Source organism: Paenibacillus lacisediminis (assembly GCF_046567315.2).
The window spans coordinates 571,946-589,107 of sequence record NZ_JBKIAX020000002.1 but is presented as its reverse complement, the minus strand read 5'-3'; the positions used below and the strand labels follow the sequence as shown (position 1 = coordinate 589,107).

The following is a 17,162-nucleotide window of genomic DNA, read 5'->3' as shown; positions in this document are numbered from 1 at the left end:
TCTAAAAAATGTTCCATTAAGGTAAAAAAGCAGCCATTTTAAGTTTACGAGGGCTCATCTACAATAAATGGTGTATTTACAAGATTTTCTTACAGGGGGATGAAAAAAATGAAAGCGATTAAACAGTGCGCGGCCGTCATATTGACATCGGCATTGACCTTCACGCTTGTGAGTGGTTGCTCGGGCGGCAAAAACAGCGGAAACGGGCCGTCTAATCAGCCGGATCAGGAAACGCTGAAGCTGGTCGACGGCAAATACGATCCGCCGGTAACGATTACCACCATTCGCGGCGTAAACGCGGATGTAACGTTCAAGAACGGCGAGACGATTGAAAACAACGTCCACACCAGGTGGGCGGAAGAAAAGCTCGGTATTAAAATCAAATACAATTGGACCGTGACGAATACGAACGATGCGTTTGCTACCAAACTTCGCCTGGCCCTGTCCTCCGATGAGGAGATGCCGGACATCATCGCCATGCGCGAGGATTCGGATATTGTCGACGCGCTCATGGACTCCGGCAAGTTTATGGAGGTCGGAGAACTGTTCGACAAGTACGCTTCCGAAACTTGGAAAAACGCCATGAATGAGGATCCAACGGTATGGTATCGATATATCAAGGAAGGAAAAAAATACGGCATTCCGATTTTGGACTACGCTTACAATTCGGATCCGGTGCTGTGGATTCGCGAGGACTGGATGAAAAAGCTCAATCTGCAGGCTCCGAAAACGATTGAAGATGTCGAGAAAATCATGGATGCCTTCGTCAATCAAGACCCGGACGGAAACGGTCAAAAGGATACCTGGGGATTGACGCTTGGAACGAAAAACGCGTTTAATACATGGATGTCCGATGTCAGCTGGCTCTTCGGCGCTTACGGCGCCATGCCGAACCAATGGAATCTGAACAGTGAAGGGAATCTGGAATTTGGTTCCGTTCAGCCCGGCGTCAAGGAAGGACTCGTTAAGCTGAAAGAATGGAAGGAGAAAGGGTACATTCCAACGGAGTTTCCGCTTTGGGACGAAAGCAAGGCAACCGAGTCGTTTGTATCCGGAAAAGCGGGGATGATCGCCGGCCCGTATTGGATGGTTTCGTGGCCGCTAGCAGATTTGAACAAAAACGTAAAGGGGGCGGAGTTTAAGGCTTACCCACTGCCGACAGGCTCCGATGGCAAAGGCGGCCGCCACTCCACTCCCGTCCGGAACGGGGTAGTCCTGATCAATAAAAATATGAAACATCCGGAAGTCTTTTTCACGTACCAAAATTACTGGTATGACAATTACGCCGAAAGGAAAGCAGGCAGCGAGTTTGAATTCGGAACATTTAAAGGTTACGACTACGACTTTGTGGACGGCAAATGGGTGGATGAAACGAAGGTGCCGGGCGGCGGCGCTCCAGCGTACAAATATACCCTGACCTTTGACGGAGCCAGAATTCCGTCCCTGAACATGAAGACCATGGCCAAATTGGCCGGCGGCGAGCCGCCGGCGACTCCGTTCGAGAAGATCACTGCGGAAGGAACGCCGAAGGCGATGCTCGATGCGGCCAAAATCGTGATGGACCAAAAGGATTTGGCTGTTCCCAATATGTTTCAAACCCGCCAAACGCCAACGATGAGGAAGAGACAGGAATATCTCAAAAAGCTGGAAGGGGACGTGTTCTCGAAGATTATTTACGGCAAAGTTGGCCCCGAACAATTTGATAAATTCGTAGAAGAATGGAAGTCGTCCGGTGGAGACGACATGACCAAAGAGGTTAATGAATGGTATCAGTCGGTGAAGTAAAATATCAAGGGAGGTTTAAACCATAGGGCCGAATTCGCCCTATGGTTTCCTTTATTGTCGAAGCCGAGAGGAGAAATAGGATGACAAGCAGATGGAATTTCTTTAATAAATTTATTGCATTATTTTTCCTCTTTCTGATCCCGGTTGTGTATTTGTATTCCAACAGCCACCGCAATACGATGGCCTTACTGAAGGAGCAGATTACAAACTATAATTTGAACCAACTGTCCTTTCTGGTGAATGAAATCGATACCAATGCCAGCAAGCTCGCCACCTTTCCCATTATGTTGAACCAGGACCCCGATATTCGGGAGTTTCAAAGCATTTATCTGTCCAGCAAGCTGATGGACCTTGACCAGATCAGCATAATTCAACGGGTGGAAACGAAGCTGGTGCTTCAAAGCACTTCAAGTGTTTGGCCCAATGAATTGAGCTTGTATTCAACAAGTCTCGATCAGTTGATTTCGACCAATACGACGAATAATAAACAGGCATTTCTTAAAGAAGTGATGAAGCATGGCCAAGGCTGGAATTTTATCGGCAAAGGCAAACCAAACGCGGTTTTTTCCTACACGCTGTTCGACCCTTTCCATAAAGCGGGCGGCAACGAGGAAACAAAATTCATTTTGGAAATGCAATTTCCAGTCACCAATATTGAACATATGCTGAATCGCTACAAGGTTGAAGACGGGAATCAGGATCCCTTTTTCTACAGCCCGTCTCTCGGCGGTGATTCGATTCTATATAACGCCTCGTCGGATCGGGGCAAGGTGCGGGCGCTGATCGCGGACATTTCCATCCCGCAGAACCGGGAGAAAGGCGAACTGACAAAGACACTGGATGGTAAGAAATACAAAGTTTTTTACGTGAAGTCCAAACAATTGGGCTGGTATTTGATCGATTACATCCCGGAAGCGGAAGTACTGGGGCCAATCATTACAAACCGGGACATTTTTTACAGCTCGACCGGGCTGCTGTTGCTGCTGGTTATCGTAGCGATCACTTTTATATACCGGCAGGTGAAGCTGCCGATTCAGCAGTTGATCTATGCGGTGAACCGGATCAAGAACGGAGATTTTTCCTACCGGATCTCCATTCGGCCCAAAAGCGAGTTCCGTTTTTTGCTCGAGCGCTACAATTATATGGCCATGCAAATTGAAGAACTGATTGAAAATGTATACAAGGAGAAAATCCATTCCAGGGAGGCCGTTCTGAAACAATTGCAATCCCAGATTAACCCGCATTTTTTATACAATTGTCTTGCGTATATCAACAGCATGGCGAAGCTGCAGGACCACGACTCCGTCATCGCGATGTCCTACCACTTAAGCAAATATTACCGGAAAACCACGCGGGTAGAGAACCAGACGATCAAGCTGCAAGAGGAGCTTGACTTGATTCACAGCTACCTGGAAATATACAAGCTGCGGATGAGCAGGCTGGATTATCGGATCGAAATTCCCGCTGCCATGAAGCAGCTGTCGATTCCGCGGCTTATACTTCAGCCTATCGTGGAAAACGCCATCATTCACGGTATTGAGCAGAAGAAAACTTCCTCTATGCTCCGGATAACAGGGGAAATGAAGGATAGGGTTTGTCAGATTCATGTGGAAGAGGATGGATTCGGGATGACCGGCGAGGAGATGGAGAGCCTTACCCGAAAGCTCGAGACGCCGCTATACGAAGAGATGGGCTGCGGTCTGTGGAATGTGCACCAGCGGCTGAATATCAAATATGGAGAAGGCAGCGGTCTGACCTTCTCGCGTTCGGAGCTGGGAGGCGTTCGCGTCACGATCCGATGGGACGAGCCTGGCGAAGGTTAATTTACAGCAGGAGGGATTACGTATGTATTGTGTGTTGATTGTTGATGATGAGGAGCACTTGGTGGAAAGTCTTGCGGAAACAACGGACTGGAGCAGGATGGCCGTTTCAACCGTGTACAAGGCTTATTCGGGAGAGCAAGCGCTGGATATTTTAAATTCGTCCCAGGTTGATATTGTTATAGCGGATATTAAAATGCCCGAGATGACGGGAATCGAACTGATCGAAATCATTCACGATAGATGGAAAAGGGTTAAATGTATTTTGCTGACCGGGTTTTCGGATTTCGATTACGCCAAACAGGCAATTAAATTCAAGGCGGCGGATTACTTGCTGAAGCCTGTCGAGACCGAGGAATTGGAGGCCGCGGTAACGCAAATTATCGCCGGTTTGAAGGAGGAATGGGGGCGGATCGCTTCCTATCAACAAGCGGTTTCCACCATTAAAGAGAACCTTCCGCTCTTGAAAAGCAACCTGCTGCAAGACTTGCTTCAAGGGAAGAAGATCGACGCCAAGTCGTTGCAGGAAAAGATGGCCCTTCTCGAAATGCCGTTTTGCACGGGGGATTCTCTCGCTCTGCTGCTTATTCGCATGGAAGGGACTTTCGCCGAATATGATTACCACACCCTTTCCCTGATGGAATACGCTGTCGGAAATATCGCGGCGGAAATTTTTGCCGACCAGTTTTGGATTTGGATCGGCAAAGATCAGCACGACTACTTAACGATGCTGGTCAAGCTGAAGCACCTACAGGACGCACAAGATAAGAACACTTTATTGGAACTCAAGGCGGGTGAAATGCAGCGCAGCGTGCAGATGTACCTGAAGGGCAGCATATCCATTCTGGTCAGTTCCTGGTTTGTTTTCCCGGAGAAACTCTCCGCCACCTACCGCAACAGTCTGGGGACATTGAGGCAACTGGCTGGCAGCGAGGATGAACTGGTCATCACCATGGATTCGATCACCTTCGCAGAGTCGAGCATCGTGGAGCGCTTGTATGAGCCTCCACTGCTGAACGTACTGCTGGAAACCGCTCGCTGGGACGCTTTTCGGGAGAAGGTCGGCCGGGTTATAGATGAGCTTGAGGCGCGCTGGTCCGATTCCTATGAGCACATCATGGAGGCATTTTTCGTGATATCCGGGGCTTTTACCTATATTGTGCACAAGAACGGCTGGCGCTTCTTTGAGCTGATGGGCAATGATCATCGCATACTCGATACGAGCCGGATGACTACGGTGAAGGCGTTGCGGGAGTGGACCTTTAAAATACTGGATAAAATTATCGAGGAAAGCGAGAAAGGCCGAAAGGACAACCGGCAAATGATGATCGGTAAAATTCAGGCCTTCATTCAGGAACGCTTATACACCGACCTCACTGCCCACATGATTGCGGAGTGCGTCAATCTGAATCCCGCCTACGTATCAAGAGTGTATAAGCTGGAAACGGGTGAGAGCATCACGGAGTATATTTTCCGGTTGAAAATGGAGGCGGCGGCCTATTTGCTGAAGTATTCGGACAAAAAAATCTACGAAATTTCCGGTGAGCTGCGATATCAAAACCCGCAGTATTTCAGCAAGCTATTCCGAAGGCAGTACAATATGTCTCCACAGGAGTACCGCGACGCGATGAGCCGGTAATTTTGACAAAAGACGAGGAGGAACAAAATCATGGCAATGTTAAATATCCAGTTTTTTTCAAAGTGCATGAGAAGAGAAGTTTCGCTTAGCGCGTTGGTTCCTTTGGGCTGCCCGCCGCTTGGTCAGTCCGCTGAAGAGGAAATCCGGCCATTGAAGGCGTTGTATCTGTTGCACGGATATTCCGGCAACCATACGGACTGGATTGTTTTTTCGCGGATTCGGGAATTGTCGGACAAATATAAAATAGCCGTATTTATGCCCTCGGGGGAGAATCACTTTTATCTGGACGATGAGGATAAGGGCCAGCTTTACGGGGAATTCTTGGGCAATGAACTGGTTGAATTTACCCGCTCCATGTTTCCGTTGTCCAGGAACCGGGAAGATACACTTATCGGCGGATTATCCATGGGAGGATACGGGGCGATTCGAAACGGACTGAAGTATGCTGGCCGGTTTGGCCGGGTCATTGCCCTGTCGTCGGCGCTTATCCCTTACAAAATTGCTGGCCTTGCCCCCGGCTTCAAGGACGCCATCGCTGACTACAATTACTATACGAGTGTTTTCGGCGATCTGGATCGCCTGCAGGGAAGCGACAAAGATCCGGAAGCGCTTGTCAAGCAACTGAAGGAAACGGGAGCTTCCATCCCCGGCATCTACATGGCCTGTGGTTCCCAAGATTTTTTGCTTGACGTAAACCGGCGGTTCCATGATTATTTAAATCAAAAGGATATCCCTCATCTCTATGTAGAGAGCGCAGGGGCGCACGACTGGAATTTCTGGAATAAATATATCGGGCCGGCTATTGAATGGGCCATCGCCGATCCTGCATCGGCCACGTCAATGCTGCCGTGATACCGTAAGGAAGCGCTATATGCTTGTATAGGCCAACCGGGATTTCCGGTTGGTTTTTACGTTTATCAGCCCAGGCATAATCAAGGCCCTCAAGTGGAGTTGGTAAATGAAGGAGAAGTAAAGTAAAAAGATGAACGTTGTCGCGAAATGTGCGCCATTGCATAATGAAAGCGTAACCAAATGGAAGGCAAATTCAATCGAACTGGGGGATGCAAATGAAAATGAGAAGCAAAAACAGCTCAGTGTGGTTAAAAGGTCTCTCCGTATTAGTGCTGGCTTCGCTTATGCTTGCCGCATGCTCGGGCGGGGGCGGGGGCGGGAACGGGGCAAACGGGGATCCTGGCGGAGCTTCAAAGGATAACCAGAACCAGACCTCCGCCGCGGATGACGGCCCGCTCGGCAAATACGATCCGGCGATCGAAGTATCATTTGTCAGAGATTTGAGCGATGTTGTGGAGAACAATGTGCTTGGCGTGCTGAAGGGCGAAACGATCGACAACAATCGCTGGACCCAATTGTACGAGGACGAGCTTGGCATCAGGATCAAATACGACTGGGTCGTCAAGGGCAGCCCGACTTCCGATCAATATCTGCAGAAAATCAACGTTACTTTGGCTTCCGGCGACTTGCCGGACGTCATCCCGGTGAATGCCACGCAGCTCAAGCAATTGGCCGATTCCGACCAAATCGAGGACATGACGGAGTTATACGAAAAGTACGCGTCTCCTTTTACGAAAAAAGTTCTCTCGGAAGAAGGAACAAGTGTGTTCGATGCCGCTACGTTCGACGGAAAGTTGATGGCGGTTCCCCAGCTGGAATCTTCCATGGAACGGGCGATGTACATTTGGATTCGTACCGATTGGCTGGATAAATTAGGCTTGAAGCCGCCGAAAACGATGGCCGACGTGCTGGCGATTTCGAAAGCGTTTACGGAGGGCGATCCGGACGGGAATGGCAAGAAGGATACCTTCGGTCTTGGCGTGACGAAAGATTTATGGGGCGGGGCGATGGGACTTGAAGGTTTTATGGCCGGATACGATGCCTACCCCAACATTTGGGTGGAAGACGCCTCGGGCAAACTCGTGTTTGGCAGCACTCAGCCGGAAGTGAAAAAGGCGCTTCAGGTGTTGCAGGATATGGCCAAAAACGGCCAGATCGATCAGGAATTCGGGGTCAAAGACGGGGGCAAGGTGTCCGAACAGATCTCCGCCGGAAAGATCGGGATGGAGTACGGCGAGCAATGGAATTCTATATGGCCGCTTCAGCTTAACCGCGATAATGATCCGAACGCGCAATGGCAGGCTTTCCCGATCGTATCGGAGTCGGGCGAGACGCCGAAAGTGCCGCTTAAATTCAGCACTACCCGTTTCTTCGCCGTTAAGAAGGGAGCCGCTCATCCTGAAGCGGTGATCAAAATGTTCAATTTGCATCTGGAGAAAAACTGGGGCGAGACTGCGGAGTTCGATAAGTATTTTGCGCCGCCGGAGGCCGAAAGCGTATGGCAGCTCTCGCCCGTTACGCCGTATCCGGTTAAGAAAAACGTAGACGCCTTCCGGGCGATTGATGCCGCGCGCAAAGCCGGTGATTTCTCCACACTGACCGGGGAGGCCAAGACGATTCAGGAAAAACTGGAAGCCTACGCGTCGGGATCATCGGAAGGGTTCGCGTTATGGGGCTGGGAACGGATTTATGGAGAAGCAGGCTCCATGGGAATCGCTGATCAATACGACAAAAACAATCAGTTTCTGCGTGAAAAATTTGTTGGCGCCCCGACTCCAACCATGGTGGAGCGCAAAGCGACGCTCGAAAAGCTGCAAAACGAGGTGTTCGTCAAGATCATATTAGGGGATCCCATCGATAAATTCGACCAGTTCGTGGCCGATTGGAAAAAGCTTGGCGGGGACCAAATTACCCAGGAAGTCAACGAATGGTATGAAACTACGAAGTAACGATTCCGGGCCGGAGGGGGGCTTTTGCTCTCCCTCAGCCCTACTCTTGCTCACCGATGTGGAGGATGAAAATGAGAGCGAAATGGCGAAGAGAATTGCCGCTTCATTTAATGATACTGCCGGGACTAATGTTGATCGTGTTATTTTCGTATATCCCGATGGCTGGCGTTATGATTGCGTTTCAAAAGTTTATTCCCGCCAAAGGCTTGTTCGGCGAGCAGAAGTGGGTCGGCTGGGACAATTTCGAGTATGTCATGAACTTGCCGAATTTCACCCAGGTTTTATGGAACACCCTTTTTATTTCCAGCTTTAAGCTTATATTAGGGCTCGTGGTTCCGATCATTTTTGCGATTCTTTTAAACGAATTGAAAAATAATCTGATCAAACGGTCCGTGCAAACCGCGATTTATTTACCCTATTTTTTATCCTGGGTCGTGCTGGGCGGCATTCTGATCGATATTCTTTCCCCTTCCGGAGGGATCGTTAATGAATTCCTCGGATTATTTGGGATTTCGAAGATCTTTTTCCTCGGCGACAACGACTGGTTTCCCTTCACGCTGATCGCTTCGGACATTTGGAAAAACTTCGGCTACGGGACAATCGTATATTTGGCGGCAATCACGGGCATCGATCCGGGACTGTACGAAGCGGCGACCATGGACGGCGCCAATCGCTGGCACAAAATGTGGCATATCACGATTCCGGGAATGCGCATGGTGATCGTGCTGCTGTCGGTGTTAAGCCTGGGGCAGTTGCTGAACGCCGGGTTTGATCAAGTGTTTAATTTATACAGTCCGCAAGTTTACGAGAGCGGCGATATTTTGGATACGTTCGTGTACCGGATCGGCTTGCTTGACGCGCAGTACGGGGTAGCGACGGCGGTCGGTTTATTCAAATCGGTCGTATCGTTCACGCTGATTTCCGGCTCCTATTTCTTTGCCTACCGGGTTGCGAAATATCGGATTTTTTAGAGGAGGGAGAACTTTGGAGCAAAGGTTGGCGCCAAAACCGGCAGGGTTTGCCCGCATCCGGCAGGGAAAACGGTTTGAATGGTTTCCTCTGGTCAATGCCGTTATTCTTATCTTGATTTCACTCATTTGCGTCTTGCCCTTGATTCATATCATAGCGGTTTCTTTCAGTTCGAGCGCGGCAGCCTCGGCGGGGTACGTGAGGTTGTGGCCCGTCGATTTCACATTCGCCTCTTACATGTATACGGCGAGCCGCAACGAATTCTGGCAAGCGATGCTCGTGTCTCTGACGCGGATTGGCTTGGGAACTCCGCTTAACCTGCTTTTGACCATCTTGGTCGCTTATCCGCTGGCCAAAGAGTCGCATGCTTTTCGGTTTCGCAGCCTGTATGCGTGGCTCTTTTTTATTACGATGCTGTTCAACGGGGGACTGATTCCCTGGTATTCGACGATTAAAGAATACGGGCTGCTCGATTCGATCTGGGCGCTTATTCTGCCAGGCGCGGTTCCTGTATTCAGCGTCGTGCTGCTGCTTAACTTTTTCCGGGAGATTCCGAAGGAGCTGGAAGAAGCGGCGCTCATTGACGGAGCGAGCCACTGGAGGACGATGTGGGCGATCTTCGTGCCGATCTCCAAGCCCGCGCTTGCCACACTGGCCTTGTTTTCCATGGTCGAGCATTGGAACAGCTGGTTCGATGGTCTGCTGCTGATGGGCAACCCGTCCAATTATCCGCTGCAAAGCTATATTCAAACCATCGTGATCCAGCAAAACCTGTCGAATATGTCGAGAGACGATATGCTCAACCTGGCGCTTATTTCCGATCGGACGTTGAAATCGTCGCAGATTTTCCTCGGTTCACTCCCGATTATTTTGGCGTATCCATTCTTGCAGAAATATTTCGTAAAAGGTATCGTTTTGGGCAGTGTCAAAGGATGAATGTGCGATTAATTGCATAGAGCTGGTTCGAATGTCTGGTTGTCTCTTCGGTTTCGGGCTATAATTGAGAAAAAATGGCTGGAGGCATCGGCTTTGTTTTTAAGGCAGGACTTTTCGCTGCGAAATACGATATTTCTACGGTTGATCATCACTTTTCTGCTGATCATGCTGCCTATTTTGTTATCCGCGGTTTATCTGTACCATTGGGTCGTGCAAACCGCAAGCGCGGACATTACCAAAACGGCTGCCGCGCAAACTGCATTCTATTTGACCGACCTGGAAAATGAGATCGAGCGTATAAAGCTATTGCAGTTCAGCCTGCTGGAGGACGATAACCTGAACGAACTCGCCCTCGCCTGGGAAACGATGGCGACGATCGACCGTACGGAGAATATGAATTCGCTGATGAAACGGCTGTACACCGTCCAAAACAGCAGCATGTATATCAAGGACGTGAGCGTTCATATCGCGACGATCGATCGAACGATGTCGGCTCTGGGCGGAGTGCGCGGGTTCGAAGCTGAGCGCTACCGCGAAATCCGCTCTGTATTTGGCGGCGGTTCCCAGGTCATCGAATGGAATGGCGGACTGTTCCTAGGCGCGATGAAACAGCGGGGAACCAAGGGGGCGGAGCCGTTGTTTACGGTCGAGATCGAGCTGGATCCGCAAAAGCTTCAGGAGGCGCTGGCCCAATTCAACACCTATCCCGGCAGCGGCACGCTGCTGCTGTCGGACAGCGCCAAGGTGGCTTTGGCGAGCGGAACGGGGGAATTGCCGAAAGCCGGCGCCCCCTTTTATGTTCAGGAAATCCGGCCGGCGGCCGTAGCGGGCAAAACGGCCAAGCTGCTTATTGCGGGGAACCGGTATTACGCCGTCCAGGCGCACTCTGCGGACCTGGGATTGTCGATCTACCGTTTCATTCCCGATCAGGTCGTGCGGAAGCCGTTGAGCAAGTTTTACAAATGGGCATGGGTATTTGCCGCCTGTGCATTGGGGATTTTTGCCGCTTTTGCGTTGTCTACCTATAAGTTCATTCACAAGCCTATGCTGACGCTCGTTAAAAGCTTCAGGAGGATGGAGCAAGGGGATCTGAGCATTTATATCGCCCATGAATCCAAAGACGAGTTTCGGTACTTGTACGGCCGGTTTAACCAGATGGTGGAGAATTTGCGTTCCTTGATCGATCAAGTCTATAAGCAAAAAATCATGGCTCAGCGAGCGGAGCTGAAGCAGCTGCAATCGCAAATCAACCCGCACTTTTTATATAACAGTTTTTTTATCCTGAATACGATGGCCAAGACGGGGGACACGGAACGCATCGAACAGTTTACGACGCTGCTCGGGGAGTATTTCGAGTTTGTGACGAGGAATGCTTCCGACCTGGTTGCTTTGGAACAGGAAATTCATCATGCGAGAATGTATGCGGAAATACAGGAGTTGCGGTTTTCCAGAAGGATTCAGGTCCGTTTCGATCCGCTGCCCGATGAGCTGCGGTCGATTCCCGTGCCCCGGTTGATCGTTCAACCAATCATTGAAAACGCATTCAAGCACAGCCTTGAAAAAAAGGTCAAGAACGGCTTGATCGCCGTCCGTTTCGAGAAGGCGAGCAGCCAGGTCCGAATTATCGTGGAGGATAACGGAGACCGCTTGGCGGATGAAGCGTTGGAACGGATACGGATAGCATTGCACGATGTCCGGGATCAGGCCGAGACCACGGGGATGGTCAACATTCATCGCCGAATTCGCATCACATTCGGGGAGGATAGCGGATTGCAAACGGAACGGAGCGAGCTTGGAGGGCTTAGGGTAACGATCCTTCTTGCCGATGGAGGTGACCGGTCAGGTGTACAGAATGCTGATCGTTGACGACGAAGAGATCATTACGGATGGCTTGGCGGATATTTTCGGAAAGCTGAACCTCGACCTCGATCTGTACAAGGCGTATTCCGGCCAAGAAGCGCTGGACTTGTTAAACCGGACCAGAGTCGATATCGTCTTGTCCGATATCTGCATGCCCGGTATGGACGGCCTGGAACTGATGGAAGCCATACGTCTCAACTGGCCGCAGTGCAAAATTGTTTTTCTGACGGGGCATAGCGACTTCAACTATGTCTATCAGGCGATTCAAGCGCCGGACGTGCAATATGTGCTGAAGAACGAAGGTTATCCGAAATTGATCGCAGCCGTTGAGCGAGCGCTTCAGGAATTGGCGGATACCTTGCGTGCGAACGATCTGATCCGGCGGTCGAAAGAGCAGCTGCATACGCTTGAGACGCTTGCGCATGGGGACTATTTTCGAAATCTGTTATTCCACGACGTCCTCTTCGAACGGGTACTGGCGGAAGATTTCCAGCGGCTGCAGATACCGCTGGACGCGTCTCTGCCGGTCCTGATCGCGCTTGGCAATTTAACGCATGCCGGAACGGCGGGGGCGTCCCCATCGTATGCCGATCGGCAGGAGACGGCACTTGCGGTTAAGTTTCTGGCGGAGGCGTTTTTGGCGGAGCGGACGAACAGCATCGGTGTCATTGATCGATACGGCGATCTGATTTGGCTTTTTCAGCCCAAGCGGCTTATCGATGGGGAAAGAACGGACGCTTTCGAACAGACGGTTATGTATTTGGAAGGGACATTTGAGCTGATTCAGCAAACCTGCCTGGAGTCGCTCGATACGACGGTTGCCGTTACGCTAAGCGGCGAAGCGTTCGCCTGGGAAGGACTTCCCGCCGTTTACGACAAAATGAGGCGGCACCAGCATGATCGGACCGGGGACGGAACGCGAATGGTCCAAAAGGTGTTTCCCAATGAGGACGCCCCGGCGTCCGCCTCGATCCGCAGCCGGTCATTGCGCGATAAATCCGAAGCGTTAGCCGCGCATTTGGAAGCAGGAAGAAGAAAGGAATTCATGAGGCTGTTCGACGAATTGGCCGAGCCGGCAGCTTACGAACACGGGAGGGAAGACCCCAATCTGACGGAGCTTTGTTACACCATTGCGCTTGTGCTGCTGTCTTACATCAATCGCTGGGAAGTTCGCGGGATCGGTTCGTTTGGCCTGATGCGGCTGGAGGACTATCATTCCTGGAGAGAAGCCTTGGAGTTTTTGAAAGGCGCGGCCGAGGTTCTGTTTTCGCTCCGGCAAAGCGGAGAGCAGAAGAGGGCGGCCGGCGCAATCGATAAAATGTGCTTGTACATTGAACATAACATCAGCGAAGATCTGTCCCTTGTGAGACTGGCGGATGAATTCCATTTCAATCCCTCCTATTTGTCCAGGCTGTTCAAGCAGGAACGGGGTGTCAATCTATCGGAATATATCGATGAGCTCCGAATCCGCAAAGCGAAGGAGCTGCTGAGGAAGGACGAGTTGAAGGTGGCCGAGGTCGGTTGGTTGATCGGATACGAAATGCCGCAATCCTTTACCCGGTTTTTTAAAAAATGGACCGGCTTAACGCCGCAGGAATATCGCACCGGCTCGCAAAGCGGCGACGGGTCCTTTTTGTGATTTTGACGCTTTCTAAAGTTGCCTTTTAAAGTCCGGAAGCATAGCAGGCCTTGTATTCCGAAGGCGTCATATTCATATAAAACCTGAACCATTTGGAAAAGTAACTGACATGCTGGTAGCCGGACTCCAGCGCGGCTTCCAGAACATTGTACGATCCGCTGCGCAGCAAGCCCGCGGCTTTATTGATCCGGATAAAATTCACATATTCCATCGGCCGCATTCCGGTCTGCGTTTTGAAAAATTTGCAAAAATGGGAACGGCTAAGGGACACTACGGCAGCCAGTTGATCCAACTCAAGCTTTTCATGGGAGTGCTCTTCCATATAAGCCAGCACCTTTTTGATTTGCCGGTTATATTCATATGCGTGGCGTTTTCCTTGATCGTCGTTTTTTTCCATCAATCCGTGCCGGCAAACATCCGCAATCAGCAGCAGCAGGAGGCCTTTCAAGCTCAATTCGTAAGCGGGCGACCGCTGCTCGAAGCGGGTCAGAAGCTGCCGTATATAGTCCAGCAATTCGGGAGGCGTCCCTGCGGGAGCGGACAACAAGGCAGGCAGCCTGGCTGTCCCCTGCAGGATCGGCCCGAGGAACAGCTCCTGGATTCGATCCGCTTGGAGCGAAGACAGCCAGGATAATTTGAACACGATGGAGTAATAGCATATCCCTGCATCATGATCGTTAATTCCCGAATGGAGTTCGCCCGGGTGAACGACGAGCGCTTCTCCCTCCCGAATGGCGAACTCCCGGCTTTCGATTCGGAACGTGGCCGTTCCTCGGGCCAGATAGATGATTTCCATCTCATTATGCCAATGGATGGGAAGGATGGAAAGAACCCCGGCTTGATGCTCCACCTTGTATATATACAGCGGAAAATCGGGAACGCCGTGCGGCTTGTTTTCCCGGTAACGATGCTCGAACATACACCCTCCTGGAAATCGTAATATAGTGCGGATAATTCGCAATTATCTGCTAGATATGATGGGATTAGCAATAATATCATTATATTATCAAATCCATGGGGAAGGGTAGCGATAGCTTTGAGGTTGACTCATTTTCATACCGAATCGAACGGCGTTACGTTAAACACCTCTGACGGAATCATGCAGATCGCATTTTGCACACCCGGGATTGCCAGAATCCGTTATACTTTGGATTCGGAGTTCAGCGGGAAACAGAGCCTTATGGTTGTGAATCGGCCGGAAAGACGGGATATGCAATTGAAGATTGCAGATCAGCCGGGCCATCTGGAAATCTCGACCGAGCTGCTTAAGGTAAGGGTGGACAAATCAACTTGCGCATTCAGCTATTGGGATTCTAGCGGCAGTCTGCTCGCGGCAGAACCGTCCAGAGGCGGAAAAACGCTCGAGCGCACCGAAGTTTACCGCACGATCTTCGATGCTTCGGAGGGCGGGGTTGATACGGATCATGGGGCGGACGGGTTCCGCGCTAGGGCGGAAGGGATGAACCGCATTTTCGACAGGCTGGCCTATCATACGAAGCTGGAGTTCGAATCGCAGGCTGACGAGGCGCTGTATGGGCTTGGCTCGCATGAAGAAGGGATGATGAATCTTCGGGGTAAACATCAATATTTGTATCAGCAAAATATGAAGGCAGTTATCCCGGCCCTTTTATCTACAAGAGGTTATGGAATTTTGGTGGATTCCTATTCGTACATGAGTTTTCATGACGACTCATTCGGTTCTTACATTTGGACTGACGTCGACGATGAAATGGAATTTTATTTTATTTACGGTCCGGAATTCGATCAGATCATCGCCGGGATTCGCTATTTGACGGGCGAAGCGCCGATGCTGCCGAAATGGGCTTACGGCTATGTGCAATCGAAGGAACGCTACGTTTCCCAGGAGGAATTGATCGATACCGTACAGGAATATCGCGGCCGCGGGTTGCCCCTCGATTGCATTGTATTGGATTGGCAATCGTGGACGGGAGAGCTATGGGGACAAAAGACGCTTGATCCGCAGCGTTTCCCGGACCCTTCGGAAATGATGCGCAAGCTGCATGCGCTGAACGCCAAGCTGATGGTATCGATTTGGCCGATCATGAGAGAGGGCGGCGAGAATCATCGGGAAATGAGCGAACATGGGTTTCTGCTTGGCAACCAGGCAACCTATGACGCTTTTACGGATGAAGCCCGCCGATTGTATTGGAAGCAAGCTCATTCCGGACTGTTCTCGCATGGGATAGACGCATGGTGGTGCGACTGTTCCGAGCCGTTCGAAGCGGACTGGAAAGGGGCGGTCAAGCCGGAGCCCGAACAGCGAATGCTGATGAATACGGGGGAAGCCAAGCTTTATCTCGATCCGGAGTATATCAATGCCTATTCGCTGCTGCATTCCAAAGGCATCTATGAAGGACAACGTTTCGTAACCGACGGCAAGCGGGTCGTGAATTTGACGCGTTCCGCTTATGCCGGGCAGCATCGTTACGGCACGGTTACTTGGTCGGGCGATATATCTGCCAACTGGGAGACGCTTAGAAAGCAGATTGCGGACGGTCTTAACTTTTGTGCGGCGGGGTCTCCATATTGGACGCTGGATATCGGCGCGTTTTTCGTTCATAACCATAAAGATCTATGGTTCTGGAACGGAGATTATAACGATGGAGTTGCAGATCTGGGGTATCGCGAGCTGTATGTCCGCTGGTTCCAATTGGGGGCTTGTCTGCCGATGTTCCGTTCCCACGGGACGGACACGCCAAGGGAAATTTGGCAATTCGGCGAGCCGGGCGAACCATTTTACGATACGTTGGCGAAATATCTGAAGCTTCGGTACAGGCTGCTGCCATACATTTATTCACTTGCGGGGGCGGTTGCGCATCATAGCTATACGATGCTCCGGGCGCTGGCTTTCGATTATCGGGAGGATGCGCGTGTGCACGATATTGACGACCAGTTTATGTTGGGTCCGGCCTTCCTGGTTGCGCCCGTCACGACAGCGATGTATTACGGGCCCGGTTCCCGTGAACTTCAAGGCGTCAGCAAGTCGCGCAGCGTCTACCTGCCGGCCGGCGAATGGTACGATTATTGGACTGACGAACGAATCGAGGGCGGCCAAACGATTGAAGCAAAAGCCGATTTGGAGACGCTTCCGCTCTTTGTCCGTGCCGGCTCCATCATTCCTGTCGGACCGGACGTGCAATATGCGGATGAACAGCCTGAAGCGGTTATTCGCCTGAAAGTATACCCCGGTAAAGATGCCGTATTTACGCTTTATGAAGATGAGGGGGATACATATAACTACGAGGCGGGTGCTTATTCCACGATTGAAATGCGCTGGTGCGAATCGGACCGCACGCTGACGATTGGGGGGCGGATCGGCAGTTACGACGGTATGCCTGAGGACAGACAATTCGCAGTTGAAATCGCCGGGAATTCCGGTCAAAGCATCGTTACTTATCAGGGTGATCCTGTAGTCGCCGGTCGGCCTTACTCTTGAAACAACCCTGGTTGACGTTTCATCTGACTTTTTCCTATCGGTCGCCTTCGCATGAAGGCGGCCGAAGTTTTTAGATCCCTTGGAGCATACGCAGAAAGTCAAAATATGATGACGATTGGTTATTATACAATGAGACAAATCCCAATGCGTCAATCTATAATATTGATAATTAGGTAAATGATCTGGCCAGTCATTTGTCAATGAACACTTGATTTGAAAGCGTAAACATAAAATTGAACCTATTGCTATCCATTGA

At 50.8% G+C, this 17,162-nt stretch carries 11 protein-coding genes; 10 read left to right on the top strand and 1 reads right to left on the bottom strand.

The annotated features are described in order from the left end of the window. Positions 1–108 precede the first annotated feature (108 nt). From ACLD72_RS06025 to ACLD72_RS05985, 9 genes are all read left to right on the top strand, one after another. Positions 109–1,785, top strand: coding sequence for an extracellular solute-binding protein (locus ACLD72_RS06025; protein ID WP_411001757.1), 1,677 nt, complete (start codon positions 109–111; stop codon positions 1,783–1,785). 80 nt (positions 1,786–1,865) lie between these two features. Then, positions 1,866–3,608 (top strand): sensor histidine kinase, encoded by a 1,743-nt coding sequence (locus tag ACLD72_RS06020; protein WP_251591648.1) that lies wholly within the window; start codon positions 1,866–1,868, stop codon positions 3,606–3,608. Positions 3,609–3,630: 22 nt separating this feature from the next. Then, positions 3,631–5,244, top strand: a complete 1,614-nt coding sequence (locus ACLD72_RS06015) for a response regulator (protein WP_411001758.1) — start codon at positions 3,631–3,633, stop codon at positions 5,242–5,244. A 30-nt stretch (positions 5,245–5,274) separates the two neighbouring features. Continuing rightward, positions 5,275–6,096, top strand: a complete 822-nt coding sequence (locus tag ACLD72_RS06010; RefSeq protein WP_411001759.1) for an alpha/beta hydrolase — start codon at positions 5,275–5,277, stop codon at positions 6,094–6,096. Positions 6,097–6,317: 221 nt separating this feature from the next. Then, positions 6,318–8,045, top strand: a complete 1,728-nt coding sequence (locus ACLD72_RS06005; RefSeq protein ID WP_411001836.1) for an extracellular solute-binding protein — start codon at positions 6,318–6,320, stop codon at positions 8,043–8,045. Positions 8,046–8,116: 71 nt separating this feature from the next. Next, positions 8,117–9,016 carry an ABC transporter permease gene (locus ACLD72_RS06000; protein ID WP_411001760.1) on the top strand — a complete coding sequence of 300 codons (900 nt, stop codon included), beginning with the start codon at positions 8,117–8,119 and terminating at the stop codon, positions 9,014–9,016. A gap of 13 nt (positions 9,017–9,029) precedes the next feature. Further along, positions 9,030–9,950, top strand: coding sequence for a carbohydrate ABC transporter permease (locus tag ACLD72_RS05995; RefSeq protein ID WP_411001761.1), 921 nt, complete (start codon positions 9,030–9,032; stop codon positions 9,948–9,950). Positions 9,951–10,043: 93 nt separating this feature from the next. Beyond that, positions 10,044–11,816: a sensor histidine kinase gene (locus ACLD72_RS05990; RefSeq protein ID WP_411001762.1), complete on the top strand. Its 1,773-nt coding sequence runs from the start codon at positions 10,044–10,046 to the stop codon at positions 11,814–11,816. Continuing rightward, positions 11,803–13,449: a response regulator gene (locus ACLD72_RS05985; RefSeq protein ID WP_411001837.1), complete on the top strand. Its 1,647-nt coding sequence runs from the start codon at positions 11,803–11,805 to the stop codon at positions 13,447–13,449. Before ACLD72_RS05990 ends, ACLD72_RS05985 begins: the two co-directional genes overlap by 14 nt. 25 nt (positions 13,450–13,474) lie before the next feature. On the opposite strand, the gene ACLD72_RS05980 is transcribed toward ACLD72_RS05985, so the two are convergent. Beyond that, positions 13,475–14,368, bottom strand: a complete 894-nt coding sequence (locus tag ACLD72_RS05980; RefSeq protein ID WP_251591643.1) for a helix-turn-helix transcriptional regulator — start codon at positions 14,366–14,368, stop codon at positions 13,475–13,477. Positions 14,369–14,491: 123 nt separating this feature from the next. Between ACLD72_RS05980 and ACLD72_RS05975 the strand changes: the two genes are divergently transcribed. Continuing rightward, a complete protein-coding gene (locus ACLD72_RS05975; protein ID WP_458475616.1) occupies positions 14,492–16,906 on the top strand; it encodes a glycoside hydrolase family 31 protein in 2,415 nt (804 codons plus the stop codon). Positions 16,907–17,162 lie beyond the last annotated feature (256 nt).

What these genes read in the sequence shown, in the direction of transcription:
- ACLD72_RS05985 (WP_411001837.1), top strand. Translation starts at nt 11,803, where the DNA reads ATGCTGATCGTTGACGACGAAGAGATCATTACGGATGGCTTGGCGGAT.
- ACLD72_RS06005 (WP_411001836.1), top strand. Translation starts at nt 6,318, where the DNA reads ATGAGAAGCAAAAACAGCTCAGTGTGGTTAAAAGGTCTCTCCGTATTA.
- ACLD72_RS06000 (WP_411001760.1), top strand. Translation starts at nt 8,117, where the DNA reads ATGAGAGCGAAATGGCGAAGAGAATTGCCGCTTCATTTAATGATACTG.
- ACLD72_RS05980 (WP_251591643.1), bottom strand. Translation starts at nt 14,368, where the DNA reads ATGTTCGAGCATCGTTACCGGGAAAACAAGCCGCACGGCGTTCCCGAT.
- ACLD72_RS06015 (WP_411001758.1), top strand. Translation starts at nt 3,631, where the DNA reads ATGTATTGTGTGTTGATTGTTGATGATGAGGAGCACTTGGTGGAAAGT.
- ACLD72_RS06020 (WP_251591648.1), top strand. Translation starts at nt 1,866, where the DNA reads ATGACAAGCAGATGGAATTTCTTTAATAAATTTATTGCATTATTTTTC.
- ACLD72_RS06025 (WP_411001757.1), top strand. Translation starts at nt 109, where the DNA reads ATGAAAGCGATTAAACAGTGCGCGGCCGTCATATTGACATCGGCATTG.
- ACLD72_RS06010 (WP_411001759.1), top strand. Translation starts at nt 5,275, where the DNA reads ATGGCAATGTTAAATATCCAGTTTTTTTCAAAGTGCATGAGAAGAGAA.